Raw genomic sequence first — 26,629 nt, 5'->3', positions numbered from 1 at the left:
ATGAAGAAGGGATGCCTTGACGCGTCTATCGATTTGCTTTGGGGGTGATTCTCTCCGTCATCCTGGTGAGAAATCATTTGGTTGACGGTCATGCCTCCTGATATGTATGGTCATGCATATATCCGTGTATATTCATACGTATTGCTTAGCATTTTGAAATTTGCTCTAAAAAAACTACTATTCAAGCATGCATAGAACAGCCTTAGCTATCGCAGTTGCAAACAATGGGGGAACAGCATTCCCGATTTGCTGATATTGCCGATCTTTTGATCCCACAAAAACAAATGAATCAGGAAAGGACTGAAGTCTAGCAGCTTCTCTAATACTAATAGCGCGATCAAATTTTGGATGGATCCACATACTTTTCCTAACATTTGTTACTGTAGGACAAGGCTTATTATACTCAAGCCTGCGATAGATAGAGTTTTGGGTTCTTTCTGGTTTTTCATAGGTTTTCGTATATTTGGAATCTAGTGAATGAAAGTTTTTCCCAGGCTCAATTAATGCAAAACGCTCAAGTGCAACTTCAGTAGATTTCGTTATAAAATGATTATGTATAACGTCCGAATCAAACAGACAATTAAGAGGGTTGTTGTCGGTTTTTAATTGTTCTTGTACTTTTACTCCATCAGAACATACAAAATAGCTTGGCTCAACCTCCTCTAAATTTCTAATTGCATCCCCAACTGTTCTAAAATCTTCTTGCAAAGCTATCGTTGGCACAGGTACTACTGGGTCCACACCTAGATTTCTTAGCACACCTATCATCACAAATCGTTCTCGTGTTTGGGGAACGCCATATTCTACAGTGTTGTATATATCTGCAGAAATCTTATAATCACTACTTAATGAATTTCTAATATATTCCTCTACTCCAATAGACAAACATTTTAATTCTATTCCATTATCAGACCTTCTCATCTCTTTGATATATATTTTCTGTTTTGACAACTCTTCCATCACAGCAAAGGAGGATACTCTATCAAAAAGTCGGCTTCCATTTTTTATGGGAAGATATTCTAATATATCCGATGAGAGTAATTCATTTAGAGTCGGATTATCACCAATTATTCCAAGCAACTCAGCCCGGAATTCTTCAATGCTGGATTTCTGAATCCCCTTTTCATAGGCCTTTATTTTTTTCTTTAACAGAGGAATTCCATTTGATACGAATTTCAAGCTATGCTCATCGCTAAACAGTAAGGCTTCTTCATACGTTATATTTGGAAGAACCAATATTTGTGTCTTAAATAATTTCTCACTAAAGATTCCTAAATCTATATCTGCAGCAGAAAGTAAATAGAAATGTGTTTTTGAACGAATCATTTTTACATTTTCCATAACAAACACTTTAGGCTTGATGCCTTCAATAAATTCAATAAACTTTTTCACAAGAAGATTATTCAAATTGATTATCTGGTTATGCTGACGATTTGCGTTTGAAAACCCTTGGCAGGGAGGACCTCCAATAACAACATCAAATTCACCATACTTGTTTTTAAAAGCAGAAAAATCGGAATAATCTAAAACATCATCTAGCATAATAGTTTCTTTATGATTTATTCGACAGGTCTCTTTCGCATACTTGTTATTCTCTATAGCTACAGCAATAGAGAAATTCCCAGCATTCTTGAAGCCAAGACTTAATCCACCGGCTCCTGCAAATAAATCCAATACTCGGTAACTCATCTTGCTATTTGCATTCCATCTTCATAAGCTTTTTGCATTGCATTCAACGCCATATCACAAACCCTTTTTGGAGGATTTCCCCCTCTACCTTCATACATTTTTATTATGGCTACAATAGCATTTTTTTCAGATTCAGAAATAGCTTTTTTCGGTAAATAGGCGTAATTCCAGAGGTTTTTCCAATCTACAAGTTTATATGTAAAGATAGATGTCTGTGCGTTGATTTCTGAAATATTCTTAGAATTATTCTTCTCAGTTTTCTCTTCTTCTTTTATGATCTTTCTGTCTACAAGGTAGTTTTCTATCAAGGTAGGGAATAAATAATCCTTCTTTTTCAAGTTTGTCCAGCATATTTCTCTCTTGCACCATTGCGTTACGTTAGTGGTCGTCCTTCCATCCTTATCATTGATGAGGTAATAATAAATATAAGAAGTAAGCTCCTTGAACAGCTCACAAAGATCATCATCAATTGTTTGTTTATCCCAAATTTTGTGATAATTGAAGACCCGTTCTTTTCCAAATTTCTCTTCAATCTGTTCAAAGAACCAAGCAATCGAGTAAGCGACAACGTTTGCCCTATAAGAGCCATCATACCAAGCTTGTGAAGAAACAATGCCACCTACCTTCGCCTGAAGTATATGAATTGATGCTATCTGTCTGTAGAAACATGGGTTAAATCGAGCTTTATCATTTTCAGACCGATCCCATATTACTGAAATCTCATCAGCAAATTTACAAAAGTTTGTCATGGCTCCTTTGCTGACAATATCCGGTCGATGTCTATAATACAAATTATAGGCTTTTGCCAAACTAGTTTTTGTAATAATTTGTTTTTTTGGATTCCTTTCTTCGAATTTTTTGGCTTTTGCGGGGGTACTAAACATTTTCTTCTGGTTGTATTCCCCATTTGATCTTTCATAAAACCATCTCGTTCTGTATACCATATTGTTAACCCTAGGGGCTTCACAATCACCAAGTTCCGACAGTTGCTTAATCTGTTGTTGAAATGGATGATTCGAAAAGAAGTCTGCATTATTAACAGGGTTCTGGCTGTTCGAAGATCTCGAAATCTGTTGGATTAAATCTGCATTATGTTCCTTGTTCTCTGAGCTTATGACCGTAAGTTTCATCTGTACTGCCACTGCTGCTAAATCTGCCTTGTCTTTAAAAGCAGTGCTAGCAAGCATTGCTGTAGTTTGTCCCCCATTGATTATCTGAAGATTTCTGATATTTGTGATGCGCGGGCCAGAAGAAGTTTGTACTATTTCAATTCCCGTAGAAGTCACAGCAATACCGTTATTGTATACAAAAAAATATTCAGGTTTCTGGAGTATGGTTTCTCTAATCTTCTTATTAACAGCTCTCTTTGTTGTTAGAAATGATCGAACGTTGCCTTCAAGAAGTTTGCTACCATATTCAGAATATAGAGCTGACAGAGTGGATCCTGGAATAACGGCTAGGTAACATCTGAACAAGTCAATGCTCTGGGGAATCTCAACACATATCAACCCTTCAGCTGTTGCTGTAAACTTAGTGATATCTATATCAAGATCTTCTCTCTCTCCTGATAAAACAGCAACTTCATAAAGGTATTTAATATCGATCAGATCGAAGGCTACAGGAATATCATTGATTGTCTTTATGTCCAAAGACTTCAATCGATCACTTATCTGCCCATCTGTAATAAACAGGAATTTAATTTTTTGAATTTCTTGCTTGGAATATAATTCATTTGCTAATGTGTAAAGGTCAAAAGCAGGATGTCCAATTTCAAGATTCTCTTTCTTAAACTCCAGTTTCTTTGGCCCTAATGCATTTTGAAGAAAACGAGAAGCTCTTTCGATGGACCTTATAATTTCCGTCTGTGTGACAGTCTGGATCTGCTCCATTCCTGAGTAGCTGGCAATAACTACACAAAGGGTTTCCTCCGCTTCTTCTGTTGCAAAACCGTCAAATCTAACCTCTGCATTATTTTTAAGACGTTTAGAAAAGAAACAAGGTTGGAAATCTTGCCAGAAGCCATTCTCCCCAAAGATTTCCATTACCCTCTCTACAAATGCAGCACAATCACCTTGGCCATTCTCCTGTGATTCAATTCGGCAATTCTGAATAAAATCAGATCTAAAGTCTGGTAAACTAATCATCGGATTCTCCATTCTTCTAAGCTATCAATGATAAGCTTGTACGTAATTGTTTTAATATTTGGCAATTTTATAATTCGAGGAATCTTTGGAAATGAATCAGAAACAGCATATTCTCGTGTCTCAACAACAGAATAGTGTATTTTTTCATAAATTGGTAAATGGAGATATCCAAATTCGATAAGGATATTTTCAAATTTCTCGAGTAAATTATAGTTACCAACACTTTTAATTAGGGATCTCACAATATCATATTGATCATTGAGAGATCTCCCCTCCTCATCGATATTCAAGGCATAGACTACAAGACTTCCAATATTTGGGTGGTCCAGTTGCCCAACCGAGGCGATGGTAATCGTATCTTCTTTAATTAAATGAGTTTTAACCTCTGTCCAGGCATTTTCAAATACAAAATCAACCTCTCCAAAATCAGGTCCCGACCAATTTAAAATAATATCAGAAATGCTATGATTTTTATCACATTCCTGTTCGATGAAATAAAGTTCGCCGAATAAACCTCTTTGTTCAATCTCAGTGAGGCCTGTTTTACGACCAGCAGAAAATAATTTTATCCATCTTTCATATTCACTCAATATACATTTACATGCTTCAGATGGTGTCCCCCCATGTTTTGAAGATTCCACCAAATCCAAAAAAACTTCAGAGAAAATATCCCTTAATGAATCATCTAACAGAGAAAATAGGATATTTGTTACTTGATCTCCATCATGATATGTTGAAACACTGATTGATGACGAAGAATATAGTTTCGATAGCTTGTAGTTTATTTTTACTTCAAACCTGAAAGCATTATGCGAGGCTTCATCAAACCCATAATACCATCGGATTCCAGAATCAGTTTCAGGGATTGATACATAACTGTGAGGTTTGATTGAAGCCTTAGCCTTCCAAGATTTAAATACTTTAGTTTGAGCAATTTCACTATTCATCATCTTCTTCCTCTGCAAAAAGTTCTCTAGCTTTAACTAAGTTGACTTTATATTGTTTTTTAATGCTTTGACTCTTATCGCCTGGAAACCCAAGGCCCAATGCAAAAATATATTCAAAATTTTTAGTCTCTTCACCATCAAGTTCGTTTTCGAACAACATCTTTAGAGGATATATAATTAGCAAAGGCCTTCTTCCCCTTACATTGAGAAGCATGGAATCAGATAAATTTTTCCTTTGATGCTTCTTTTTCACATCTTTATACTGTGATTCAGAAAGTCCTATTCTAGCCATAGCCCCAGAACCTACTTTCAGCTTTGAGCCTGATACTCTAAGCATATTGCCATTTTGCTCATTCAAGTCCATATCTCTTGGGAATGGGTTAATGCAACTATCGATACCTTTTATTGAAATTTGTTGAATTTTAGAGCCTTTTTTATCTTCTGAAGGGTTCTGATTACCAGCTATATATAAATCCCAATCAGTGATTTCGTTTTCAATAATATATTCAGCTAAAGCCTCACTTTGAAAAGACAAATGCCATGGATGGACCCTGAATTGCTTTACAAGAGATGCAACATCATGCCCAGAGATACCCTTCCAAAACAAACCTTCTGTTCCATACTTAGTATCCACATGTTGTGCATTTGGGAGTACTGTGGCTAAAAATTTATACACAGCTAAGTTGTTCTGGCTAATGATACTTTTGTTGTTGATCAATCGAGGAGTCTCAACTAAATGCCCTGCAATCACGCAAGGATGCATATAATCTCTTGAAGCTCTCATTTTGTTTCTAGCGGTGATTTCCAAAGAAGAAACATCATTTCTTATCATCAACCCAAAGTCAATTGGGGATAATTCCGTTTCATTCATTGTCTCTATTTGACTATATAAATCAGGAAGTACTTCACATGCAAGATCACGATAAGAATCCATAAGATCTCTTGATGTCCAAATTTTTACATAATTACTATAATTTGGCCTGTAGCCAAACCATCTCCCCATCTGGAGCAAAGTGTCATAACATCCTGTTCTTCGATAAAAATAGCTTACAATCAAACCTTCAAGAGTTAGCCCCCTTGCAAGTGCAAACCCACCAATGAATACATATCTATGACTTTCGTTTTTCTTAGTAGCTAATTCAAAATCTAGAGCTTCTTTAGCAAGCCTATTTTGGTTGACTGGCACTGCCTCAATGGATTGAATTGATTCAGAAAGATAGTTCATAGCCAGATCAATCCATGATGATTCCGGCTTGGTAAAGAAGCAGTTCCATATACGGTGTAGTTCATAAAGCTCACCAGAATCTACATTATCTGAATAAAGTCCAGCTTGCGATGCATAATTATTGATGTCAGCTTTCGCTTGAATTAACCATTCATTAATGAGAGTCGTGATCTCATTATGTTTAATGATAAATCTTGAAATATTTATCAGCATAGATCTGTGTAAAAGTCTTTGGTGTTTCTCTTTCTCCTCTCTATCGAATATTGCATTTGATAAAAGAAAATATCGAAGTGCATCATATAGATCATCAGGCAGTGATTCCAACTCATCATCCTTTTTATGAGATAGAGGTAAGATTCCTGGATTTTCCTTTGTTCCTTCAATCTGTTCTAGATTGATTTCTATTAGTACGTTTTCAAGCTTTGGATTATCTCCAAAAATCTCCTTCACTCCAATATAATTTGAAGGCTTAGAAAGCTTGAATAAGTAATCTTTAGGGAATAATCCGGCTCCTAAATCCTCATCATCCACATCTGGATCAACAAAAATATTGGCAAAGGGAGTCGCAGTTATAGCCATATAGGAAGATCTTGTAAATTGGTTGAGGATCTTACGCACCCATCCATTAGTTTTTGTCGGGTCACAATCCTGACCCCTAGTGTTCTGAGACGCATTATCCGATTCATCGTCAATCAACAGTAGCGTTTTTTCGATTCTTCCTGTGCTTCCAACTTCGTTGTTTCTAGTAAGCCAAGTGACTACATTTTCAAGTACTTTTACATTTTTTTTCAAAACAAAAAAAGTAGATTCTCGCCAACCTTTAAGGCTGAATTGTTGCCCCTCAAGAAGATTTATATTGAAATCAGAATTAGCTGAAGTACAGTTAGCCGGAGATCGTTGTGTCTTTGTATATAGCCCTACTCCGGTAGGACGAAATTGGCCTGAGTTTCCGACTGTAGACCCCGTTTCTCTACCCGCAAACTCCATATCAAGCCGGGTCTGTGTTTGGAACCTTAAGGCCTCAGAGATTCCAGCCAGAATAATAATTACATCATATCCTGCATCCGCAGCCTTGTTACAAAAGGCAGTATAGTTTGCTGTTTTTCCTGATTGTACTTCCCCGATTACCAAACCATATCGATTCCAAGCAGTATCACTATTTGGATTCCCTGCTTGATCGATAACCAAAGTAGATATTCTATCCAATTCTTCAACCTGTTTTTGGGTCCAGGCTTTCTTTTTTAAAAGGAATTCTTTGTACCTATTCCAATAATATCTTTTTGGTTTAGAAATTGAAGATTCAAACCAAGGAGCCAGCCTTGTGCGTTTATCATAAATACCAATCATGGGCTCCCAGTCTATATATACTTTTTCGGAAGCTTTCTGAAATAATTCATCCTTTATTTCCTCGGAAATGTTTTTTATTGATGAATCTCTAAGGAAAAGACTTGCTAGGTTACAAATGTTTTCCACTTGATTTCTCAATTCACTCTCTGAAACACTCTCGTCGGGGGAAATAGTATCAACTATTATTCTTAATATACAATCGAACTGGCTATCAGTCATTTAATCCCTCTTCCTTGCATTATTTCATTAATCAATTCTGGGTATCTGGCAAAAGGCTCAATTTTTTTTAGAAGCTGAATGGTAGTCTTGCTTTGATCCTTATCAAGCATTTCCTCAATTTCCTGCCTAATTGTTCTTTCCAATACATCATCAGAAGCGAACTCGATGGATTTCTCATCCTCCATATCGAGGAACATTTGATTTATTGGTATAAACTGTTCTAATTGGAACATAAGCCTATCGAACTTAGTATTCTGTTCATTGGATAAGGTATTTTTAAAATCCAAGATAGAAGGATGGGCTTTATTAATCTGATAACCAATACTCTCAGTATCATCATTGGAAATCGTTCTTTCCCAAAAATGTGTAATTTTGGGGTGGATCTCAAGCTTGCTTTTAGCGACAAAAACCTTTTTGCTTTTATCCTGAGAATAGTGAATCAATGCTTTTAAATTTTTTCTAATAATCTCAGGAGGTTTTGCTGTTGATTTCTTTACATCTAGTGACCAAAGCTTGTCGAGTGATGAAGAAATATCTATTTGAATCCTGGAAAGTTTAGATGTGTTAGTTTTTGGAGCCAGGCGAAACCATGTGCCCCAAACAAGGAGTCGTTTATTTCGGTAGACATAGAATCCCTGTGTGTTAGTCAAGGTAGAGTCTCCACAAAGAATATTTAATTCATTTTTACTAAGTTTTGAGATTGATGGTAGCAGATACCGTTTTATTGCAACAGACACTTCTTTTCCCCCAAGCTCTGGCACAAGTATCTTCTGGACATCTGAAATTTGGTATGATTTTGTCTTAAGAAAAGGGTCTCTCGGCTGAATAGCCTTATTATTAATGAGAATCGTAAGTTTTGAAAGTCCATCCTCTCCTGATAGAAATCTATGAAATACAAGACGAAGGTGATTTCTTACGGAATCCATTTTGAGAGACATTGCGCTTCTATAATTGGACTCTCCCGCCAACATCAAGGAAAGATTTTCCCATATGACAATAGTTCCTGATTCTAAAGAATCAAAATCAGTATCGATACAATATTTTGCAATTTCTTCGGGTAACAAGGATAGTGCTACCCATCCATATCCTCTGTTTTCTATATATGAGGGGTCCCATCTCAAGCTATTTACTTGTCCATCCTTTTTGGAAATTACTGTTAGCACTTCACATTGTGAAAATGAAGCTGTTTTTAGCCCTAATCCAAATCGTCCAAGATCTGATTCTTCTCTTGGATCGTTAAAATTATGCCCATATCTCATTGCATTTTTTAATTCTTCAAATGTCATCCCATCACCATCATCAATGATTTTTAAATATTCTGCATTTGGAGGGAATGAAATCCAAATTTTTTTGGCATTCGCTGATATTGAATTATCTATAATATCAGCAATTGCTGACTCACTAGTATAACCCATTGATCGCGTTGCATTCATTATATCTATTGCGCGTGGGGCAATTTCGATTTCTTCAAACTCTTTATGATTTTGCATTTACTAAGACTCCAAAAACATAGCACATAGTAAGGATAATACTAATATGGTGATATCAGATAAGCAATGCTTTTCCTGATAAGTTATAAAAAACACTCGAGTAGTAGTAATTGTCCATCATAAAAAAAGGCTCTGTTTGACAAATCATGTTGAAACTTCATCTCCTGGCTTCGTATCAAGCACCCCATATACAAATGGAGGATAGTCTTTAGCCCTCAAATCTTTCCATCTTGCCACCTTTGGGACGTTTCTAAGCTTATCAGTAAGTAGTGCTGCCCTGGTAATGTCCGTGATTCCAGGGGTTTCCTGCTTGAATATGGTCAGGTTGGCATAGTTTTCCAAGTATTTCGTGCTGACACCGTTGTAACCTCTCAAATCCTGCTTGAAGGAGGAGTGGAGATTGTTGACCTTCTGAAGGTTATGCTTGCCTTGTCTGGATTCCGTCTTGCTTTTCAGTTGGATGATAGGGAGCTCCTTATCCTCAGCATATTTTCTGGCTGCTGTTGAGGCATCGGTGACCAGTATGACTGATTCACCAAGATGCCCGGCATATACCGAATCAAGGTCACCGGAACTTGGAGCTCCCATATTTGAGGGCTTTCCCCAGCAAATGTCGTTTCCCCCTATGGCAAAAGGTGTGCATACAAGACCCTGGCTCAATCCTCTGGTGCTGCTGCACGATCCTCTTGCATGTCTGTGTCCGGATTTCCTGACTTTCTTATAATCAGGCTCCCTGAAAACGGGTTCTCCCCGATGCAAGTTGTTGTAGGCATTATTGTTGCCTTTGGTGCTCAATTGGGTGAAGGTTTCGTCTGCTTGCGTATGTTCCTCCAATACAGCATCGGATTTGCCATCCTTAAGGGCTGTGAGGATCTTGTGCCTCCAAAAAAAGGCAGTGGTAACGTTGATTTCCAAGGCTTCGGCTATAGCCCTGAGGGAAACATTCATGTTCATGAGTCGAATGTACTCCATCCAGACTTCCTTGGGGAAATGGCTCCCGATCCATACCGGTCTTTCCTTTTCTCCAAAAGTCTTGTGGCAGTCAACACACATGAATCTTTGATAACCTGCCGGGGTCTTCCCATTCTTGCTCACATGGGAACTTCCACAATGTGGGCAACATGGCTTCTCTTTTTGGGATTTCTTGTCAGGTTCTGGTGTTCCAGGCTGGGAAACCTCGCGAAAAACGAGCTGTTGCTCTTCTTCTGAAAGGTTCATCAACGCTTTGTAGGCTTCAAGGGTTTTTTTGCTGAATTTTTACTTCTTCATGCTTCAATTATACAACACTTAACAAAAGAATAGTAGTGTTTCAACACAATTTGTCAAACATAGCCTAAGAAATTTGATTGAATATCTATAGATTTCAATACACTCCCTGTAAGCATCATAGCTCAAGCAAGTGAGAAACATTCACTGCACCCCTTAATGGTTATGATTGTCCGACTCCCTGCTCATCCTAGGCTTGGAGTACCAGCTGGATTGAACGAACTCGCCATGAATCATCGGAACCAGGAAGAATTGTCTCCTTTGGTACAAGAATTGCGGTTTCAGGCCGTTTCAAGCAAAATTTAATGCTGAGAGCAGACAAATTGATAGCCAAAAGCTAACCAAGATTACCATGAGCCCTAATCCACTGGCATGAATATTTCTGTTTCTACAACAGAAACAATTTGCACAAAATGTTCCTGTGGAAAAAACTTTATCGCCATTTTGTTTTTGACTCAGGAACATTCGCCATCTCATCTCTCATTATAAAGTAAATGGAAACCATCAGTTCTACATCGAGGGAAGCATTAGTTACTATGCTCTGCTCGTATGGCGGATACTTGGTTGAAGCAACCAAAGATGAGACCACAGGAGATTTTGTTATCTCTAAAACGGATGACATGGTACCAAGTCGGATAAAACTCGAAATTGGAGGCCCTTCAAAACGTCCAAAAAAAGCTGACTTTGCTATCCGGGATGATACCGATTACCCCGGTGGGAACAGCATCCCCTTATGGCTATTGGGCATGATGTATTAAAAAACAGGCCCCGGGCCCGTAGGCAACCGGAGCTCGATCACTTGTAAGCATGGTACTGTGAGGTAAGCAGAAAATCAATGATTTCCTCAAACTTCCCAATAAGACCAAACCTAGTGAACTCCTAGAGAAACTGATGCACTACGGAAGAAACGTGATGAAGATACTCTATACTACGCCCCAACCCCAGTAGCCCAGAAATCTAGCAGTATGTACACTTTACCAATAATTACGTAATAATTATAATATAATTATGAAAGAGATAGTCTTTGAATGAAACCCTGAGAAAGAGGTACTGAATCAAAAGAACCATGGGGTATCCTTCAAAGAAGCTGAAACTGGTTTTTATGATCCTAATGCGCTCAACACTCTGCAGAAGAGGACCGGTTTGTGATTCTTGGCCATAGCTTTCGGTTGCGTTTACTAATAGTATGCCACTGTTATCGTCAAAAAGATGAAGTTATTCGCATTATTTCCGCTCGAAAAGCGAGCAAGAAGGAAACAGAACAATATAGGAGGCAATGATGAAAAACGAATATGATTTCTCAAATGGTGCTAAAAATCCCTATATTTCAAAATTACCCAAGCAACAGGTAACCATTAGGCTGGACTCTGCAACAGTTGCCTATTTCAAGGATATGGCAGAGAAGAAGGGCATTCCATACCAGAGTATCATCAATTTATACCTGACTGATTGTATGTTGAAAAAGAAAGAACTGAATGTCTCTTTTGAGTAAGACTCAGACTATTCACTTCTTTTCTAGATGATTGCCAATTCCTGCAAAGCTCCTCGGCTCTTCCCTGCTTGAGTTTTAACTACTTGAGTTTATGTTCTTGGTTACTACGACAGGCATACACTGGTTCCTTGACTACCGCCATGTCATCAGGGCTTCATTCAAGCTCTCTTCTACCCGTTCCCTTGGATTAGTGAATGATCCCAGTCCATGGCCAGGAAGCATCACATCAAAATCTATGGTAGACAGCTTCAAGAGAGATTTGATATACACTTGCTTGGTGAAGTCAATTGAGCCATTCCAACCAAAGTGACCATAACCCAAGGTTCCGATCACATCACCAGAGAACAGGACTTTCTTTCCCCTCCATGAGATCAGGAACCCTGTGCATCCAAGGGTATGACCAGGTAGATGAATCGATTGGACTGTAAGGGCACCAACAGTAAACTGCTCATCATCCTTACGTACTTGATCGACAGATACTGGAGTGAATACACGGTGGTACAGGTATCCACAACATCGTTCATCACCCTTCTCCATCGCATCCGCAGTATAGGTATGAGCTACAAGCGTTATTCCTGCCTCTTGCAGAAGATGAGCACCTTGAGCATGATCATAATGAGGATGGGTGATCAGGGCAGTTGAAATCTTTCTCGTATCTAGCCCCCATTGCTGCATATGCTCCTGAATCGTTGGCCAAGAATCACCATTGCCTGTATCAATAAGGATAATCTCTGACCCAATATCGAGAGCATACACATTGCAATCATCAAAAGGACCTTTCACTTGACTTCCTGTCAAGCCAATAAGACTCCCTCCAACTACATATAAATCTGGAAGCAACTGCATAAGTATCCCTCCATGAGATCATTGCATCTAGGACCAAAGAGCAGCCTCAATTTCAATGCACAGCCAATGATAGATAGGCAGATGCAGTTCCTGGACCTTGAACGTTTCACGTTCAGGAACCTGAATACATACATCACAATGCTCTGTTAGTGCACCACCACTTTCTCCTGTCAGACCAAGCACAGACAATCCCTTTGCTCGAGCAACCAATGCTGCATTCAATACATTTTGTGCATTGCCTGAAGTCGATATGCCGATAAAAAGGTCACCAGGATTGCCATATCCATATACCTGCTGAGCATACACAAGGGAAGGGTCAACATCGTTCATGAAAGCCGTTGAAAGCGCGTGGTGACTCGATAGGCAGATTGCCTGTACCGCTCCCTCCAAGTTGGAAGCTATTCGACTCCCTGCATCTCCCCCAATCTCGCTCAACTGCCTAGCTATAGCATCCTCTATCGGGCGTTTTCGAACGAAGGACTTCATAAGCTCCCCTACAATATGGTCTGCATCGGCACTGCTTCCACCATTGCCCGCAACGAGGAACAGTTTCCCTTCTTGAGCTTTCTTTACCATCAGATCCCGAGCCGCCTCCAAAGTATTGGCTATGCTCTTCAATTGTGGGTACCGTTCTAGTACATGATCCAGCGTATATGTCATCGCTCTCTCCTTACACTATGGTCTCTTGCAATCCCCAGGGCCGCCATATCTCCAAGCTGTTCTCCAAGCAAGGAAGGTACTATCTCACACCTTGCGTATGGGACACTGAGAGTCTCCTCACGAAGCACCTGATCCATTATTGGACGGAACAACGCTTCATCCCTGCTGTAGATACTTCCAATGATGATGCGCTGGGGATTGAGCAAGTCAATCAACAAGGCCAGCCCTGACCCCAGCATCTTTCCACTCTGTTCAATCACGCGCATTGCAACAGCATCGCCTTCCTTAGCCAACTGACACACCTTCTGGGCACTCAATTTTTTTCCTGCCGCAATTTCATACAGACCGGATATCCCCGCACCACTTACAAAGCTCTCCCAAGATCCGTGCTTATAGTAGCAATAGGGACCCGTATCAGCCATTCTCCAATGGCCAACTTCTCCCGCAAGGCCATCAGCCCCTCGATAGAGTGCACCATCTAAGATCAACCCAGCACCCAATCCCGTACCGAAGGTTAAAAAAATGATTGAATCATATCCCTTTCCATTACCCCAATACCACTCAGCCAAGGCACAGGCATTTGCATCATTCTCCAGATACGTTGGAATACCAAAGTGCTCTGATACAATGTCAACAATTGGAATACCATCCCAACCGGGAAGATTGGGAGGTGATTGGATGATTCCACGTTTACTGTCGAGTGGACCTCCACAAGAAATCCCAATGGCCTGGATAGCATCGAGAGTATGTGATGGGTACAAGAGTAGTTCAACCTCCGCAAAGATGCTTTCTATCACAGCATCAACTCCAGACGGAGTTAGAAACTTCCGCTTGTTGATTAAACCACCATTGCTATTCCCAAGGCTGATTGCTGTTTTTGTCCCACCAATATCAATACCGATATATTTTTGTGATTCCATAGAAAACTACCCTACTAGCCTTTCACTGAACCAGACAGGAGTCCTTGGATGAAATACTTCCCGAGGAAAATATAGACAAGCAGTGTAGGAATTGCGGCGATCAAGGCACCTGCCATCTGTACATTCCACTCTATGACTTGGGTCCCAGCCAAATTTTGCAGTGCAACAGTAATTGGCTGGATAGATGGTCTTTGCGTCAAGACGACTGCAAAAAGGAAATCGTTCCAAACACTGGTAAATTGCCAAATAAGTACTACCACCATGGTAGGCAAAGAAATGGGAACAACTACTTTTCTAAACACCCCGACTAAACGAAGCCCGTCAATCATTCCGGCTTCAAGCAATTCATCTGGTAGTTTCGCATAGTAATTGCGGAACATGAGTGAAGAAATCGGCAAACCATAGATGACGTGTGTCACCATAAGTCCAGACAGATGACCATACAACCCTATGGTATTCATCGTACGAACGAGAGGGATCAAGATGCTTTGGTACGGAATAAACATGCCAAAGATGACCAAAGCAAAAATGGTATTGGAATATTTAAACTTGACCTTTGCAAAAATGAACCCAATAATTGCTCCGAACATTACTGAAAAGAGGCTCACAGGAATTACAAGCATGAAACTATTCTGAATATTCTGTCCAAGTTTGACGAATGCTTCAGCATACCCCTCAAATGAGAGATTCTGGGCGGGAATCCACATCTCGCTGATTCGGACATCAGCGAACGGTTTCAAACTATTGTTAATAATTACGTAGAGGGGGAAAACAAAAAGAAGAACTGCAATATAAGCCAATGTGTACTTAAGTATTTTACTCGATTTTTTGGTAATCATTCTGAATCCCCCCTCAGCGTTGAAATGAGATACGGCACGATTACCACAGCAACCAAAATCAGCATGATGATGGAAATTGCTGCACCTTCAGCATAGTGATTCCCTCGGAATGTTGTCTCGAACATAAACAGACCAGGGAAGTCTGTTACAAATGCAGGGCCCTTGCCGGTCATTACATACGCCAAATCAAAGATCTTCAGGGAGATATGGCCGAGCACAATCATAGCAGAAAACGTAATCGGCTTGATGAGGGGGAGGATGATATACCAAGTTATTGCCAACTCACCGGCTCCATCAATCTGTGCAGATTCAATAAGTTGGTCAGGGATACCCCTCAGTCCTGCTAGGAACATCGCCATCGTGTACCCGAGGTATTGCCATGAGGCGGCAATGATCAAGGCAATAAGTGCAACATTGAATCCACCAATGCTATAGGTTGAAGTAAACCACCCAAATGTTGCTTCAAATCCCATCATACGGAAAAGAGAATTGATGCCAACTTCAGGACTGAAAATCCAACGCCAGAGAACACCAGTAACAACAAAAGACAGTGACAAGGGGAATAAATAAATCGTCCGCAAGAACGACTCCCCCCGCAATTTGGAATAGAGTAGATAGCTAAGAAAGAAACCACCTACAATACAAATAACAAGAAAGAACAGCGTGAAAAAAATCGTATTACGGATATCGGTTTGAAACCGTTGAGAGCTAAACAACCTCTGATAATTCTCAAACCCAACCGAAGTCATGTTTGGAAGAATGCTGTTCCAATCAGTGAAGGATATCCTAAGTGACCATGCAATAAAGCCATAGACAAAGATGAACAACACGAGAAGCATGGGCAAAAGGATCAACACTGCAATTCTGCGATCTTTCTTTGCACAGTACATAAAACCTCTATCCTATACATACACATAATTGTGGCCATTGCGCTACAATCATTCAATCGTATCAGATTCACCGTCTTGGAGAATCTCATACCCATTCAGACTAGATACAGTACCTTGCTGTACTTAAGCGTACAGCAAGGTACTCCAATACTCAAGATAACCTTACTTAGGTGCGTAACGGTCAGCAGCAGCCTGGAACTCAGTAATTGCCTTATCAACGTTCAAGTCAGTTACAAAAACACTCATGATATCGTTGATTCGGGTAAGCCAAGGCTCAGAGATAGCAGCACCGTGAGCAACACTAGGCACAATGGCATTAGATGCAAAATCGTCCATGGCAGCATTCAAATAGCGGTCATACTTTGAACGATCACCATCGATGCGAGAAGGAATGGATCCCTTGATAGGATTGAAGGCATCCTGGCCCTCTTTTGATGCACAAAGAGTCAACCACTTGATGACATTATCTCTGTTGGGAGCATTCTTCGGTAGACCAAAGGAATCACTAAGCATGATGAAGTTGCCTGAAGTACCTGGAGTGGGAACCCAATCCCAATCCTCACCCTGCTTGAATCCCTGGGAGTAATAATACCCAGCAGCCCAGTCGCCCATGACGTTCATGGCAGCTTTTCCTTCAGCTACATAGCCGGCAGCATCCATGTTCGCAAGCGCAGCGTGGTCGCGGTTGATATATCCCATCATCTTGGCAAAATCATTCAAAGCACTACGTACTTGGGCATCATTCCACATTACATTGCCTTCCCAAAGCGCATTGTACTTGTCAGGGCCAGTATGTGCGAGAATAACGCTTTCAAGCAGGTGTGTAGCAGCCCAGATTTCATTATCACCAAGAGCAAGAGCAGGTATACCATTTGCCTTGAATACCTCTGCAACACGGAAGAAGTCAGCCATGGTCTTTGGCGGTTGCAGGTTGAACCGTGCAAACAGCTTTGGACTGTACCACATTACATTAGAGCGGTGAATGTTTACAGGGATACTATAGACCTCACCTTCGTATGAGATGATGTCAATTACATCCTCGGGGAACTTATCCATGTACCCTGCATCTTCCAAGACAAAGGTAACGGGTTCCATGAATCCCGAGACTACCCAGGTATCAATCAATTCGTGTCCGGCATGTACCTGGAACGAATCGGGAGGATTCCCACCCTGCATGCGGGTAGCAAGCACAGCCTTTGCATTGGTTCCTGCACCTCCAGCAACCGTTGCATTGATGATCTCGATGCCCGGATATTGGCGATGGAACTCATTGTACATCGCCTCCAAACCATCAGCCTCACCACCGGCAGTCCACCAACTAAAGATCTCCAGGGTATTGCTTTCAGCCTTGGCATCAGATGTACCCTGAGCGAAGATCATCGTGGTTGCCATCAAGGCGACCAACAGACCAACCATGATTCTTTTTTTCATAGTTTTCTCCTTTTTTCTATGATTAAGACTTCAACGAAGTCATTGCAAACGCAACAATATCTGATCCATTCTCTGCAAGCTGAGCGTTGCAGCGCGAATTGTATGATAATTGACTTTCCAGGAATGACTCATGTGAGTCCAAATCGGTGTTCCATCTCGTTTCAAGAGTGCGAGCCATTCACCCAAATCGTGCCGTATCATCCGGTCAAATACAAACGCATGTACATTGCCATACGCCTCCAGGAATTTCTCATCACCGAAGGTAAGATAGGCGTCAAGCATTCCAATCAAAAACTCCGCTTGCTGCCAGAATTCCTTACAATCATCATACACTGCTGATCCATCCAGAGACCCTTCAACATACACGCCACCATATTCACGATCAACACCATAGGAAACTGCATGATCCAGTATTTTGACAAACATCGATTCATAGGGTTGTATAGACTTCCCAAGCACTCGAAGTGCATCACTCAGCAACCAGAAGAACTCTACATTATGCCCATATGAGGTATTATCAAGGGCATTCGGTTTTGCCCCTGAATCATCTGCAAATCGATCCCACCCCCAGATGATATCAAATTTGATCTGTGGAGCTACCGACCAATCGCAGTTGAATTGTGGAATCCCCGTCTTGTGAACCGGATGCAGAATCTTTGTATTGATCAAGTCAATGATTTCTTCCAGTTTTCTTCGGTGAATTGCCTTTCCGCTTGCGTTGTACAATGCGGTGTAGGCTTCCATGAGATGCATGTGTACATCAAGTGTTTTACGGTCTCCCCCACCACTACCTCCTGGAGATAGGGTCCAATCTCGCTCAAACATCTCCCAATACCCACCATAGGAAGTCTCTGCGGCATAGATTTGGAGAAGATCAAAACACTTCTCTGCATACTCCAAAGCAAGTGGATCGCCGAAGGTTTTTGCATAGGTGCTCAACGCATACATTGCAAAGGAATGTCCATAGACAATTTTCTTATCAATGACAACCTCATTCTTCCGGTTGAATAACCAGAAGAATCCTTCATGCACAGGATCCCAATAGTGTTCTATTGCAAAGTATACACCCTTCTTTGCCAATTTGGCACAACGCCCATCAAGATCATGATGTAACGAACATGCCAAAGAAAGAGAGTAGATAGTACGCATATGTGCAAGCAATGATTTCTCATCAACCCCTGAATCCTTGCCATCAGCATCCCACTGGGTCAGATATCCACCCCACTGTGAATCCCAAACACGGTCGAGCCAGAACGGGAGCAACTCTTCATGGAGATGAATCTCCATTTCTTGTTTCCACTTATTTACTTGTCCAACAATATCCATAGATTCAACTCCTTTTCTCCAACTCGCGATACAGACTGACAAAAAATGCATGATTATCAGAACAGAGATAGGATGCGTTACACCCCATTCGACTAAAAGTTTTCATGAATCGCAAATAATACGCAGGGTTATCAACAGGTGGCTCTCCCTTAGACCAGTCCCAACTCTCTTCTTGCAGGTCCACCACATGAATTGCACAATCTGTCACGTGCTTTCCCGCATTTCTTACCATGGAGAGGGATTTTTCAAAAATCATTGGAGACATGACAGCCGACCCAACGGAAAGATACACTCCTCCCTCAAGATTTGAGACACTCTGCACATAGGAGAGAAAATCACGTTCTGCAGTTCTTCCAATAACTGCCCCTCGATTTGCCCTATGGGTGTAAATGATATCGTGCCCGAACATCGGATGGCTTGTAAAAGGTACTTTCGCTTCCCATGCCATTGCCTGTGCACTATAGCTTGCATAGGGGTGGGAAATGTGCAAACGAGATCCAAAGAGCGATTCGTCCAAATCGGCAACAAGATCAAGCAGATCCAATGCACTTGCTCGTTTGGTAGCGGAATTTTCCGAAGAAATTGCACATGCTTCCAGCTCAGTGCGAGTGGGAATTTCCAAGCCACCCTGGACGATCATCGCTCCAATGGACTCTCCATAACCTAATCCTTCATATGCACCGACCGCCAAGGCAAGATTGATATACAACCCGGTTTCTTCCCACGTCCCAAACTTGCCTTCCTGTACATTTGCACGAACATCTTCACTACTCTGCCCAAGATAGGAAAACTCCCAATCGTGAATGACTCCAGCACCATTGGTTGCAAGATGGGTCAGCCATCCCTTCTGTACCAAATTACCGAGCAGTCGCCCCATTCCATTCTTGATGGTATGAGCCCCGAATGCACACATCACTGCAGCTCCGCGATTGCGTGCCTGAACCATTTCATCAGCAATCAATGCTGTTTTTTGCTGCAATTGTTCTGAGATAGCAACAGAGTCGGTTGCTGGGTCTACACAGGAAGACTCAATCACAACCTTGTTCTTCCGTGATGCTAATGGATAATACGTCATGCTATTACGGTCGAACAGCACCTTCTTGGATTGCTTGGCTTCTGAAGAATGGTTCACATCATGCATTACTTCACCTCCCAACCGAGGTATTCGCTCAAGGAAGAAGCATGGGAAAAGTCAGGGATCAGAAGATCGGCTCCACCCAAGACCAAACGATTCCTTTTCTTCATATTTAACCCGTAACGACGAACTTCATCGCTCAACAAGCCCACTGCAAGCAAGCCGTGGCGCTTCGCCTCACGCATCTCTACCGGCCCATCACCGAAGACCACGCACGATTCGCCAACTCCCTTCAATTGTGTTTCAATGATTTGTTTGATCACCAGCCGTTTTGGGTCATTCGAAACATCACCAACCGAACCAACTATACGGTCTTCAAAATACTCTGCATAACCAAGTAATGCTGCTTCGCGCTTTACATCGTCAACATCAGTACCACTTGCAAGATAGAGTTCTGTGCCATGGGAAGAGAGGAACCGTAAGAAGTCTATCGATCCTTTTATGGTTACATCAGTGGCATCAAGTCGCCCGGCACGTATCTCATTTACCTTTTTATCAACCATAGCCAGCAATTCTTTATTATAAAGCTCTTTATACTGTACTGCCGTAAGCACGTTTTTCTTTGGGACATAACCATAATGATGCACCAAATCAACCAAGTAATGCATCTGCTCGATCGTCTGGATACCTGTGGTACGGTCAATAAATGCATGGATATCTTCCCGAAGTGATTGTAGTTCTTTGCTGGATAGTGAGCTATAAGCTTCACCAGCGATGGCAGTGAGCATACTCTGCTCCATGACAGCTTCCCATCCTTGTCGTAAGGTTGAGATTGTTCCATCATGGTCAAATATTGCAACCTTGGGAAATCCTTTCATTTGGGAAGGTACAACTATTTCCAGAGGGGTATCCTTCCAGTACTGGGCTTTTCTTTCATCATCTGCTATTTCAGGATGATACCGCCAGTCAGCCTTTTCAGCTAACGAAATAATTTCCTTGGTTGTTGGATGCCCGCATTCATAGAGGACTTTCAGAGAAACCCCTGCGCAAATATTACCGATATAGGCAGCTTCCGATAAACTGGCTCCCCATGCCACAGCAACCACCAGCCCAGCCAAGAACGCATCACCGGCACCAACTGCATCGATTTGTCCTGCAAAATGTATCCCTGGGAATTCATGGATGACCTCAGATTCATCTACCGCGATAGCTCCATCTGGGCCGAGGGTAAGTACAACCGGTTGCTTGAAATATCTGGTCAACCAGAGCGCCAATTCTTGCCTGCTTACTGTACACGAAGGACCATAGAGAAGACGTCCCTCCTGTTCATTGAGTTTATGAATAGTATCTCTGTACATATCATTTAGTTTTCTGCAATCTGCAAACCACCGAACTCCAGAATCAGATGAGGAACTTTCAATGACTTGGTTAAGGATTTTCTGAAAAGATTCACTATGCAGTCCACGAGGTACCTGTTCATTGATTATGACCGCATCATACCCTGATAGTCTTTTTCTCAGTACAGCAACAAGATCTTCGATGCTTGCTTCTGTAGGTGTATTAAAATTTCCACTATCAAAACGGGGATGTTCCACCCCTTTCTCAAACACCTTATGGTACACATGGGTTGCCCATTTCTCTTCCTGGCGGATAACCCCTTCTGTTTCAATACCATGGGTATGTAGCAAGGAAATCAGCAGATCACCAAAAAAGTCAGATCCTACTATTCCGTAGATATCTACTCTATCAGCTCCGAGTGTTTTGCAATTTACAGCAACATTACAGGCTCCTCCAAGCGCGGGCGTCGATTTGAGCACTGAATAGGTCTGTAGGCCAGTTTCTACCGATATTTCAGCCTGGTCAGTCGTTACTTGGTACGCAAGATCCAGACACAGGTCACCAATTATCGCAATGGATATGGGTCTCCCTGCATTTCGGGCAATTACCTGACGAATATCGATTTTCTTTTCGTAATTTCCATTCACACGCAAAACGTTCTCCCCAAAAGTAAGAAAGCAATATAAAATGTAACCGCTTTCATTTCCCTTGATTCAAAGCTTAAGCCACCAAAACCCAGTTGTCAACCGGATGATATGAAATTTGTCTGCATTGGCTGAAACCGTATTTACCCTTCAATAATTTATTGACAGCAAGAAAGAGTAAGCCTAATGTATCTGTGAAATGAAACATAAAACGATAGATGACATAGCCCTTGAAGCTGGAGTCAGTAAAGCAACTGTTTCCCGCGTCATCAGCCACCCTGAGATTGTCTCACAGCGTACTCAGGAACGTGTGCGTGCTGTTATGGATAAATACTCCTATACCCCTAGTTTACTGGCACAAGGCCTTGCAGGAAGCCCAACAAAAACAATTGGCGTTATCATCGATGAACTGTCAAATTTTTTCTTTATCGAAATCGCGGAAGGAATCGACCGAATTCTCTCCCCCAGTGGCTATTCCATGCTTCTCTCAAGTTCACGCTGGATTGAAGAGAGAGAGATACAGCTTGTACGGTCGCTTATCAGCAATCGTGTTCAGGGAGTCCTCATAGCCCCGATTAGTGAGAACAGCTCGGCTATTCAGCTTCTTAAAGAGGCAGGTATCCCCTTCGTTGTAATTAACAGCATCCCCAAAGATCCTTCCATTTCATTTGTATGCTGCGATAACCACGAGGGGGGACGTATTGCTGCACAATATCTCAACACCTATCCAAGCGAACAAACAATTGTCATTACCGGCTTCGCACACCAATCCATCGAACATCGTCTTGAAGGATTTTTCAATACCATAGATACCCCTGATTCTATAATTCGCTACTCACAGATAAAAACCCAAGAGGAGGGATACAATCTCGCTCCTGAGCTTATCAAGAGGAATCAGATTGATCGGAAGAAGACGACACTCTTCATCACTAATGATAACGTGGCAATAGGTATTATCAATCGCCTTGTGGAAGAAGGAATCCAAATTCCAGAACAGGTATCAATTCTTGGGTACGATAACATTCGTATCAGTGAGCTTTGCAGGATCCCTCTCACAACCATAAACCAATCCATTACACAAACAGGGGAGTTGGCAGCACAAAGCCTACTCAAGCTTCTAAAAAAACAAGATAGCGTCTACCATCACTTGATTCACCCTTCCCTCATCCAGAGAGAGTCCACCGTTCATATACCTCAATAACAGTAGTACCATACTGATTCAAAGCATTCTATAATCTGATGTTTGCTTTCTCTTGATCAAACTCATGTTCTGCAATCTTGAGCAGCCAAGGGAAAGTTCTTTTAAATCCCATGAGTGCAAGAGCTGCTGAGGAGGGAACGAAGGAGCGTTCGTTCTTCCACCTTGCAAGGATTCTTGCAGGAACCTCTTCAGCCACATTGGCAAATTTCTGATATTTTGCCGATATGGCTATTTTCTATCAACCTCTCTCTAGAACAATGAAAGGTATCAATACCCCAGGGCAAGCCATGGACTCAGGAGGCGTTGCCTCCTTTTCCGCCCTAAGGGGACGGGGTATCTCACCTTGCTTTGATTCTCCTCACTACTCTTGAAGAACATCAGTGCAAACAAAACACCCGCACCTGAAGAAGCCCAGATGCAGGTATGAAGAGTCTCAAAGAAGCATTATCTACTTATAGGTTCCTGTAAGTACAAAATTGCCATTGGGAATATAATTGGGATTAAGCACTCCTGTCTCGGGATCAATCACATACCAGGTGAAGATGCCATCAACCTTTCCACGTGCATTCACTCCTGTACTGTTCTCTTTCATGACCCAGTTCATGGCAATCTCAGCACCAAACAGGGAACCCTTCACCGTTCCGTTGGCATCAAGGGTTGCCACTACTTCACCGGTGGCAGGGTCAACAATGTTGATTACACTATGGTTCGATCCCCCAATCTCAGTGGTACTCTCATCGAGGTTATAGTCGGTTACATTACTCATAACAACCAGCTTACCGTCCAGAAGGTCCCAATCAGAGGAAACCAGGCCACCATACTGCCCATAGGGACCAAGGTCCAGGAAGCTGTAGAGCGTTTCTTCAATGGTCTTGTAGTGGTTACTATTTCCCATATCCAGTGTCACTACCGAGGTAAAATCCTGGAAGAGTTGGACAGAGGCAGTGAAGGCAACTGGCTTGTTACCCTTGAGGCTACGCCCAGAATCAAGGGGGCTATCCAATGGTACCCCGCGGCTCGAGAGAGCAGAGGTATCCATTGCCATATCACAACCAATAAACATACCAAGAAGCAGAACCAGAGAAACAACCAACATCAACGTTTTTTTCATTACACACATCCTCACTCATGTATTAATAAGAATGTGTTAAAAATGACCTATCAGACATGTAGTTGTCAATAAAAATCTGTTAAACCACCTCAAGTACAATGAAAGGTATCAATATCCCAGGGCAAGCCATGGACTCAGGAGGCGTTGCCTCCTTTTCCGCCCCAAGGGACGGGGTATCTCACCTTGTTTTCCCGGCTCTCGCTCCAGAGAGGAACCATCATGCTGATTCCTTTCCTCTCGCTCCGTTGGGGAATGAAATACAGGGATTTTCCCCTACACATTCCCCTTGATTATCCCAATCGTTCCCACCATGAAAGGGGTCATGAGGATATTGGGAATTCGCTCTGACTCACTGAGGTTTATGAACTCCACTGATTTTGCTCCCCACCCGGAGAGCTTGTTCAGCATGGGATCGAGGTTGCCAAACATCTTCTTGGCCAGGAAGAGGTCCTGGAATACAAAGACGCCTCCTCCTTTGAGAACCCGGAAGGCCTCCTCCATAAGCTCTCTCCTGTCCCGTAGGTCATTCACTTCATGAAACGTAAGGTTGCTTACCACGAGATCAAACTCGTCGTCTTCGAAAGGCAGGCTGATGATACTCCCTTTTTTGAAGGAGACTCTTTCAGAGACCCCTTCAATTTCAGCATTCTGCTTGCAGAGAGCCTCAGAAAACCCTCTGTATTCAATCCCTGCAACACTTGCCTCTGGATACTTCTTTGCCAGGCGAATAGCCAAGGCTCCATTCCCGCACCCGATATCAAGGGCCTTTCCCTTGCCATCCCACTCTATCTCTTCAATGAGCATGGAGTGGAGCTCTGCCTGTATGTTCTTGCCCTTAGGAGAGAACAAATATCGTGCATAGACAAAATAGAGCACCATAAGCAGGAAGATAGCAGGAAAAATCATAAGCCAAGAATAGAAAGCAGTGAGGACTGCCGTGCCCAATGCCAATACTCCAGGAACGATGACCAGTTTGAGGGAGACCCAATTTTTATAGACAGGGAGAGCAGAGGTTGTGTTTCGCATAAGGAGAGTCTACCATCATACACGTGAGTTGTCATGGAAAACCAACCAATTCCAGTACTGAAAACAGGAGAACCGTATGGATGTAATTACCCGTAATTTACTTGCACTGAAAATCCTCTCACCAGGATTTCGAGCAAGAGACCTGGATACCAATGAGATTGTTTCCGTAAAATCAGCAGCATATCGGGTGGCACTACTTGACACCGTGGTCTTTCTTGAGACAAAACGGTGGCAGTTCAATAAAACAACCTACATAACCGGAGAAGTCCAGAGTTATTCCTTCTCGCTCGATTCTCTTGCAATTGAGGGTCATGACTATACGATAGGTGAGAGTCATTCTCCCCTCGAGTACTATGAGAGAAGTCAACTGACAGGCCTTCTTGGTGCATGCCTGAAAGGCGGAATGCGACCTTCTATTGAGTTTGAGGATTACACCGGATATGGGTTCTACGGACCCGATACCGACCCTGTCTTTGAGGCTGCTGATTGCTTGGACCCAAGCAAACGCTATGACATCCTGACCAAGCTCTGGGTGGAGTATCCACAGTGTATTGATGCATTGGTACACATTGCAAACCCCTATATTCACCGTCGTATCTACCAGAGGAATGCTGAGAACTGCTATCTAGCTGCCATAGCAATCGCAGAGAAGAAGCTTCCTCCTGACCTTGATGGCATGGCTCTGTGGAGCTGGATAGAGAACCGTCCCTATTTGAGGGCACTGCACGGTTACTGTATATTACTTTGGAGCTTGGGTCGCTTCACAGAAGCAGAGAAAGTCGCCTGCAAACTACTGCGACTCAATCCTCCTGACAACACAGGGGTTCGTTTCATCATCGATGATATCCACAACAAGAAAACATGGACTGAGGATTGATCACTACTTTTCGCAAAGAACCAACATTCTACCAAAAGAGATAATTTTTGGGTCATCAAGTGAGTATGATCGGATACCTACCTCTCCTGTTACCAAGTAAGCATCGATGAACACAAGCTCATCGTCAGTCACCGCATGACAGAGTGCGACGTGGCTTACTACCCCATTCTCGCCCATGAAGATAAGGTCACCCCTCTCTGGTTTCTCCAGAGGGAGCGTGTAGGTATGTGCCAACTCGCTGGCAGTGGTATCCTCAAATGGCAGATGAGCAGAGAACTTCTTTACTGCCTCACCATAGATACCTATCACCAAACCTGAACAGTCTACACCACCGGTAGCATCACTGTAATGACTCTCGCCACCCCATTCATAGGGCATGCCGATATACTTGAATGAGATCTCATACGCCTCCTCCCTCACTTCCTTGCTCACAGGTATCCTATGGTCAAAATAGCATGAGCTGAACAACAAACTGGCTATTAGTAGGAAGAGAGCGGGTATCTTCATGCAACTATTCTATCATACCCGCTCCCACCAACCCTGTGGTATCCTGACTTTGACAGCAGAAATACGTAAAAAAGCTTGCAACTTATTCAGAAGCAAGCTTTTATTACTTCACGAGAACA

General features: G+C 42.1%; 25 protein-coding genes. 6 read left to right on the top strand and 19 right to left on the bottom strand.

Annotated features, from left to right (window positions below):
- Window positions 1-177: 177 nt before the first annotated feature.
- The 6 genes from DYP60_RS13195 to DYP60_RS13170 all read right to left on the bottom strand — a co-directional run bounded on the left by DYP60_RS13195 (window position 178) and on the right by DYP60_RS13170 (window position 10,279).
- Window positions 178-1,689, bottom strand: coding sequence for a DNA cytosine methyltransferase (locus tag DYP60_RS13195; RefSeq protein WP_117331486.1), 1,512 nt, complete (start codon window positions 1,687-1,689; stop codon window positions 178-180).
- A complete protein-coding gene (locus DYP60_RS13190) occupies window positions 1,686-3,833 on the bottom strand; it encodes an AIPR family protein (RefSeq protein ID WP_160525860.1) in 2,148 nt (715 codons plus the stop codon). The genes DYP60_RS13195 and DYP60_RS13190 overlap by 4 nt, the downstream gene beginning before the upstream one ends.
- A complete protein-coding gene (locus DYP60_RS13185) occupies window positions 3,830-4,780 on the bottom strand; it encodes a PD-(D/E)XK motif protein (RefSeq protein WP_160525859.1) in 951 nt (316 codons plus the stop codon). The genes DYP60_RS13190 and DYP60_RS13185 overlap by 4 nt, the downstream gene beginning before the upstream one ends.
- On the bottom strand, window positions 4,773-7,571 hold the full coding sequence (locus DYP60_RS13180; protein ID WP_117331483.1) for a Z1 domain-containing protein: 2,799 nt from the start codon (window positions 7,569-7,571) through the stop codon (window positions 4,773-4,775). Before DYP60_RS13180 ends, DYP60_RS13185 begins: the two co-directional genes overlap by 8 nt.
- Window positions 7,568-9,061 carry an ATP-binding protein gene (locus tag DYP60_RS13175; RefSeq protein ID WP_117331482.1) on the bottom strand — a complete coding sequence of 498 codons (1,494 nt, stop codon included), beginning with the start codon at window positions 9,059-9,061 and terminating at the stop codon, window positions 7,568-7,570. The genes DYP60_RS13180 and DYP60_RS13175 overlap by 4 nt, the downstream gene beginning before the upstream one ends.
- Window positions 9,062-9,205: 144 nt before the next feature.
- The gene (locus DYP60_RS13170) at window positions 9,206-10,279 is read right to left on the bottom strand and encodes an IS1595 family transposase (RefSeq protein ID WP_117331481.1); all 1,074 of its coding nucleotides are present in this window, start codon (window positions 10,277-10,279) and stop codon (window positions 9,206-9,208) included.
- Window positions 10,280-10,821: 542 nt separating this feature from the next.
- Here DYP60_RS13170 and DYP60_RS13165 point away from each other — a divergent pair.
- From DYP60_RS13165 to DYP60_RS13155, 3 genes are all read left to right on the top strand, one after another.
- On the top strand, window positions 10,822-11,085 hold the full coding sequence (locus DYP60_RS13165) for a hypothetical protein (RefSeq protein WP_117331480.1): 264 nt from the start codon (window positions 10,822-10,824) through the stop codon (window positions 11,083-11,085).
- Between the two features lie 387 nt (window positions 11,086-11,472).
- Window positions 11,473-11,607 (top strand): BrnT family toxin, encoded by a 135-nt coding sequence (locus DYP60_RS14695; RefSeq protein WP_337190421.1) that lies wholly within the window; start codon window positions 11,473-11,475, stop codon window positions 11,605-11,607.
- Complete coding sequence (locus tag DYP60_RS13155) at window positions 11,607-11,819, top strand: BrnA antitoxin family protein (RefSeq protein ID WP_117331479.1); 213 nt, start codon at window positions 11,607-11,609, stop codon at window positions 11,817-11,819. Before DYP60_RS14695 ends, DYP60_RS13155 begins: the two co-directional genes overlap by 1 nt.
- Before the next feature lie 132 nt (window positions 11,820-11,951).
- On the opposite strand, the gene DYP60_RS13150 is transcribed toward DYP60_RS13155, so the two are convergent.
- From DYP60_RS13150 to DYP60_RS13110, 9 genes are all read right to left on the bottom strand, one after another.
- A complete protein-coding gene (locus tag DYP60_RS13150; RefSeq protein ID WP_117331478.1) occupies window positions 11,952-12,665 on the bottom strand; it encodes an MBL fold metallo-hydrolase in 714 nt (237 codons plus the stop codon).
- 27 nt (window positions 12,666-12,692) lie between these two features.
- On the bottom strand, window positions 12,693-13,325 hold the full coding sequence (locus DYP60_RS13145) for a D-sedoheptulose-7-phosphate isomerase (RefSeq protein WP_117331477.1): 633 nt from the start codon (window positions 13,323-13,325) through the stop codon (window positions 12,693-12,695).
- A complete protein-coding gene (locus tag DYP60_RS13140; protein WP_117331476.1) occupies window positions 13,322-14,245 on the bottom strand; it encodes an ROK family protein in 924 nt (307 codons plus the stop codon). The genes DYP60_RS13145 and DYP60_RS13140 overlap by 4 nt, the downstream gene beginning before the upstream one ends.
- 14 nt (window positions 14,246-14,259) lie before the next feature.
- The gene (locus tag DYP60_RS13135; protein ID WP_202384387.1) at window positions 14,260-15,084 is read right to left on the bottom strand and encodes a carbohydrate ABC transporter permease; all 825 of its coding nucleotides are present in this window, start codon (window positions 15,082-15,084) and stop codon (window positions 14,260-14,262) included.
- The gene (locus DYP60_RS13130) at window positions 15,081-15,833 is read right to left on the bottom strand and encodes a carbohydrate ABC transporter permease (RefSeq protein WP_276308967.1); all 753 of its coding nucleotides are present in this window, start codon (window positions 15,831-15,833) and stop codon (window positions 15,081-15,083) included. The genes DYP60_RS13135 and DYP60_RS13130 overlap by 4 nt, the downstream gene beginning before the upstream one ends.
- A gap of 303 nt (window positions 15,834-16,136) precedes the next feature.
- On the bottom strand, window positions 16,137-17,405 hold the full coding sequence (locus DYP60_RS13125; protein WP_117331474.1) for an ABC transporter substrate-binding protein: 1,269 nt from the start codon (window positions 17,403-17,405) through the stop codon (window positions 16,137-16,139).
- A 39-nt stretch (window positions 17,406-17,444) separates the two neighbouring features.
- Window positions 17,445-18,731, bottom strand: coding sequence for an AGE family epimerase/isomerase (locus DYP60_RS13120; RefSeq protein ID WP_165849591.1), 1,287 nt, complete (start codon window positions 18,729-18,731; stop codon window positions 17,445-17,447).
- 4 nt (window positions 18,732-18,735) lie between these two features.
- Window positions 18,736-19,872, bottom strand: a complete 1,137-nt coding sequence (locus tag DYP60_RS13115; RefSeq protein ID WP_117331473.1) for a GSU2086 family protein — start codon at window positions 19,870-19,872, stop codon at window positions 18,736-18,738.
- Window positions 19,872-21,791: a PfkB family carbohydrate kinase gene (locus tag DYP60_RS13110; protein WP_240622889.1), complete on the bottom strand. Its 1,920-nt coding sequence runs from the start codon at window positions 21,789-21,791 to the stop codon at window positions 19,872-19,874. Before DYP60_RS13110 ends, DYP60_RS13115 begins: the two co-directional genes overlap by 1 nt.
- A gap of 196 nt (window positions 21,792-21,987) precedes the next feature.
- On the opposite strand from DYP60_RS13110, the gene DYP60_RS13105 reads away from it, so the two are divergent.
- Window positions 21,988-22,989, top strand: coding sequence for a LacI family DNA-binding transcriptional regulator (locus tag DYP60_RS13105; RefSeq protein WP_117331472.1), 1,002 nt, complete (start codon window positions 21,988-21,990; stop codon window positions 22,987-22,989).
- A 28-nt stretch (window positions 22,990-23,017) separates the two neighbouring features.
- Here DYP60_RS13105 and DYP60_RS14455 read toward each other — a convergent pair whose 3' ends face one another.
- On the bottom strand, window positions 23,018-23,185 hold the full coding sequence (locus tag DYP60_RS14455; RefSeq protein WP_160525854.1) for a hypothetical protein: 168 nt from the start codon (window positions 23,183-23,185) through the stop codon (window positions 23,018-23,020).
- 252 nt (window positions 23,186-23,437) lie between these two features.
- Window positions 23,438-24,100 (bottom strand): hypothetical protein, encoded by a 663-nt coding sequence (locus DYP60_RS13100; RefSeq protein ID WP_237446255.1) that lies wholly within the window; start codon window positions 24,098-24,100, stop codon window positions 23,438-23,440.
- 98 nt (window positions 24,101-24,198) lie between these two features.
- On the opposite strand from DYP60_RS13100, the gene DYP60_RS14075 reads away from it, so the two are divergent.
- The gene (locus DYP60_RS14075) at window positions 24,199-24,390 is read left to right on the top strand and encodes a hypothetical protein (RefSeq protein WP_133299351.1); all 192 of its coding nucleotides are present in this window, start codon (window positions 24,199-24,201) and stop codon (window positions 24,388-24,390) included.
- On the opposite strand, the gene DYP60_RS13095 is transcribed toward DYP60_RS14075, so the two are convergent.
- Entirely contained in the window at window positions 24,374-25,126 is a 753-nt protein-coding gene (locus DYP60_RS13095) for a class I SAM-dependent methyltransferase (RefSeq protein ID WP_117331470.1), read from the bottom strand. The genes DYP60_RS14075 and DYP60_RS13095 overlap by 17 nt on opposite strands.
- Before the next feature lie 76 nt (window positions 25,127-25,202).
- On the opposite strand from DYP60_RS13095, the gene DYP60_RS13090 reads away from it, so the two are divergent.
- Entirely contained in the window at window positions 25,203-26,003 is an 801-nt protein-coding gene (locus DYP60_RS13090) for a hypothetical protein (RefSeq protein WP_117331469.1), read from the top strand.
- Window positions 26,004-26,006: 3 nt separating this feature from the next.
- Here the strand turns inward: DYP60_RS13090 and DYP60_RS13085 are convergent, their stop codons facing one another.
- Window positions 26,007-26,510, bottom strand: coding sequence for a C40 family peptidase (locus DYP60_RS13085; RefSeq protein ID WP_117331468.1), 504 nt, complete (start codon window positions 26,508-26,510; stop codon window positions 26,007-26,009).
- Window positions 26,511-26,629 lie beyond the last annotated feature (119 nt).

It is taken from the genome of Sphaerochaeta halotolerans, from assembly GCF_003429665.1.
GTDB classification, from domain to species: Bacteria; Spirochaetota; Spirochaetia; order Sphaerochaetales; family Sphaerochaetaceae; genus Sphaerochaeta; species Sphaerochaeta halotolerans.
Note: the sequence above shows the minus strand (reverse complement) of the source record. Positions and strands in the feature narration are given on the sequence as shown.

Coding starts and splice junctions, on each gene's coding strand:
- DYP60_RS13150 (WP_117331478.1), bottom strand. CDS start 12,665: ATGCAGTTGCTTCCAGATTTATATGTAGTTGGAGGGAGTCTTATTGGC.
- DYP60_RS13130 (WP_276308967.1), bottom strand. CDS start 15,833: ATGACTTCGGTTGGGTTTGAGAATTATCAGAGGTTGTTTAGCTCTCAA.
- DYP60_RS13135 (WP_202384387.1), bottom strand. CDS start 15,084: ATGATTACCAAAAAATCGAGTAAAATACTTAAGTACACATTGGCTTAT.
- DYP60_RS13105 (WP_117331472.1), top strand. CDS start 21,988: ATGAAACATAAAACGATAGATGACATAGCCCTTGAAGCTGGAGTCAGT.
- DYP60_RS13195 (WP_117331486.1), bottom strand. CDS start 1,689: ATGAGTTACCGAGTATTGGATTTATTTGCAGGAGCCGGTGGATTAAGT.
- DYP60_RS13140 (WP_117331476.1), bottom strand. CDS start 14,245: ATGGAATCACAAAAATATATCGGTATTGATATTGGTGGGACAAAAACA.
- DYP60_RS13085 (WP_117331468.1), bottom strand. CDS start 26,510: ATGAAGATACCCGCTCTCTTCCTACTAATAGCCAGTTTGTTGTTCAGC.
- DYP60_RS13120 (WP_165849591.1), bottom strand. CDS start 18,731: ATGGATATTGTTGGACAAGTAAATAAGTGGAAACAAGAAATGGAGATT.
- DYP60_RS13165 (WP_117331480.1), top strand. CDS start 10,822: ATGGAAACCATCAGTTCTACATCGAGGGAAGCATTAGTTACTATGCTC.
- DYP60_RS13145 (WP_117331477.1), bottom strand. CDS start 13,325: ATGACATATACGCTGGATCATGTACTAGAACGGTACCCACAATTGAAG.
- DYP60_RS13180 (WP_117331483.1), bottom strand. CDS start 7,571: ATGACTGATAGCCAGTTCGATTGTATATTAAGAATAATAGTTGATACT.
- DYP60_RS13170 (WP_117331481.1), bottom strand. CDS start 10,279: ATGAACCTTTCAGAAGAAGAGCAACAGCTCGTTTTTCGCGAGGTTTCC.
- DYP60_RS13100 (WP_237446255.1), bottom strand. CDS start 24,100: ATGAAAAAAACGTTGATGTTGGTTGTTTCTCTGGTTCTGCTTCTTGGT.
- DYP60_RS13190 (WP_160525860.1), bottom strand. CDS start 3,833: ATGATTAGTTTACCAGACTTTAGATCTGATTTTATTCAGAATTGCCGA.
- DYP60_RS13090 (WP_117331469.1), top strand. CDS start 25,203: ATGGATGTAATTACCCGTAATTTACTTGCACTGAAAATCCTCTCACCA.
- DYP60_RS14075 (WP_133299351.1), top strand. CDS start 24,199: ATGAAAGGTATCAATATCCCAGGGCAAGCCATGGACTCAGGAGGCGTT.
- DYP60_RS13155 (WP_117331479.1), top strand. CDS start 11,607: ATGAAAAACGAATATGATTTCTCAAATGGTGCTAAAAATCCCTATATT.
- DYP60_RS13095 (WP_117331470.1), bottom strand. CDS start 25,126: ATGCGAAACACAACCTCTGCTCTCCCTGTCTATAAAAATTGGGTCTCC.
- DYP60_RS13175 (WP_117331482.1), bottom strand. CDS start 9,061: ATGCAAAATCATAAAGAGTTTGAAGAAATCGAAATTGCCCCACGCGCA.
- DYP60_RS13125 (WP_117331474.1), bottom strand. CDS start 17,405: ATGAAAAAAAGAATCATGGTTGGTCTGTTGGTCGCCTTGATGGCAACC.
- DYP60_RS13115 (WP_117331473.1), bottom strand. CDS start 19,872: ATGCATGATGTGAACCATTCTTCAGAAGCCAAGCAATCCAAGAAGGTG.
- DYP60_RS13185 (WP_160525859.1), bottom strand. CDS start 4,780: ATGAATAGTGAAATTGCTCAAACTAAAGTATTTAAATCTTGGAAGGCT.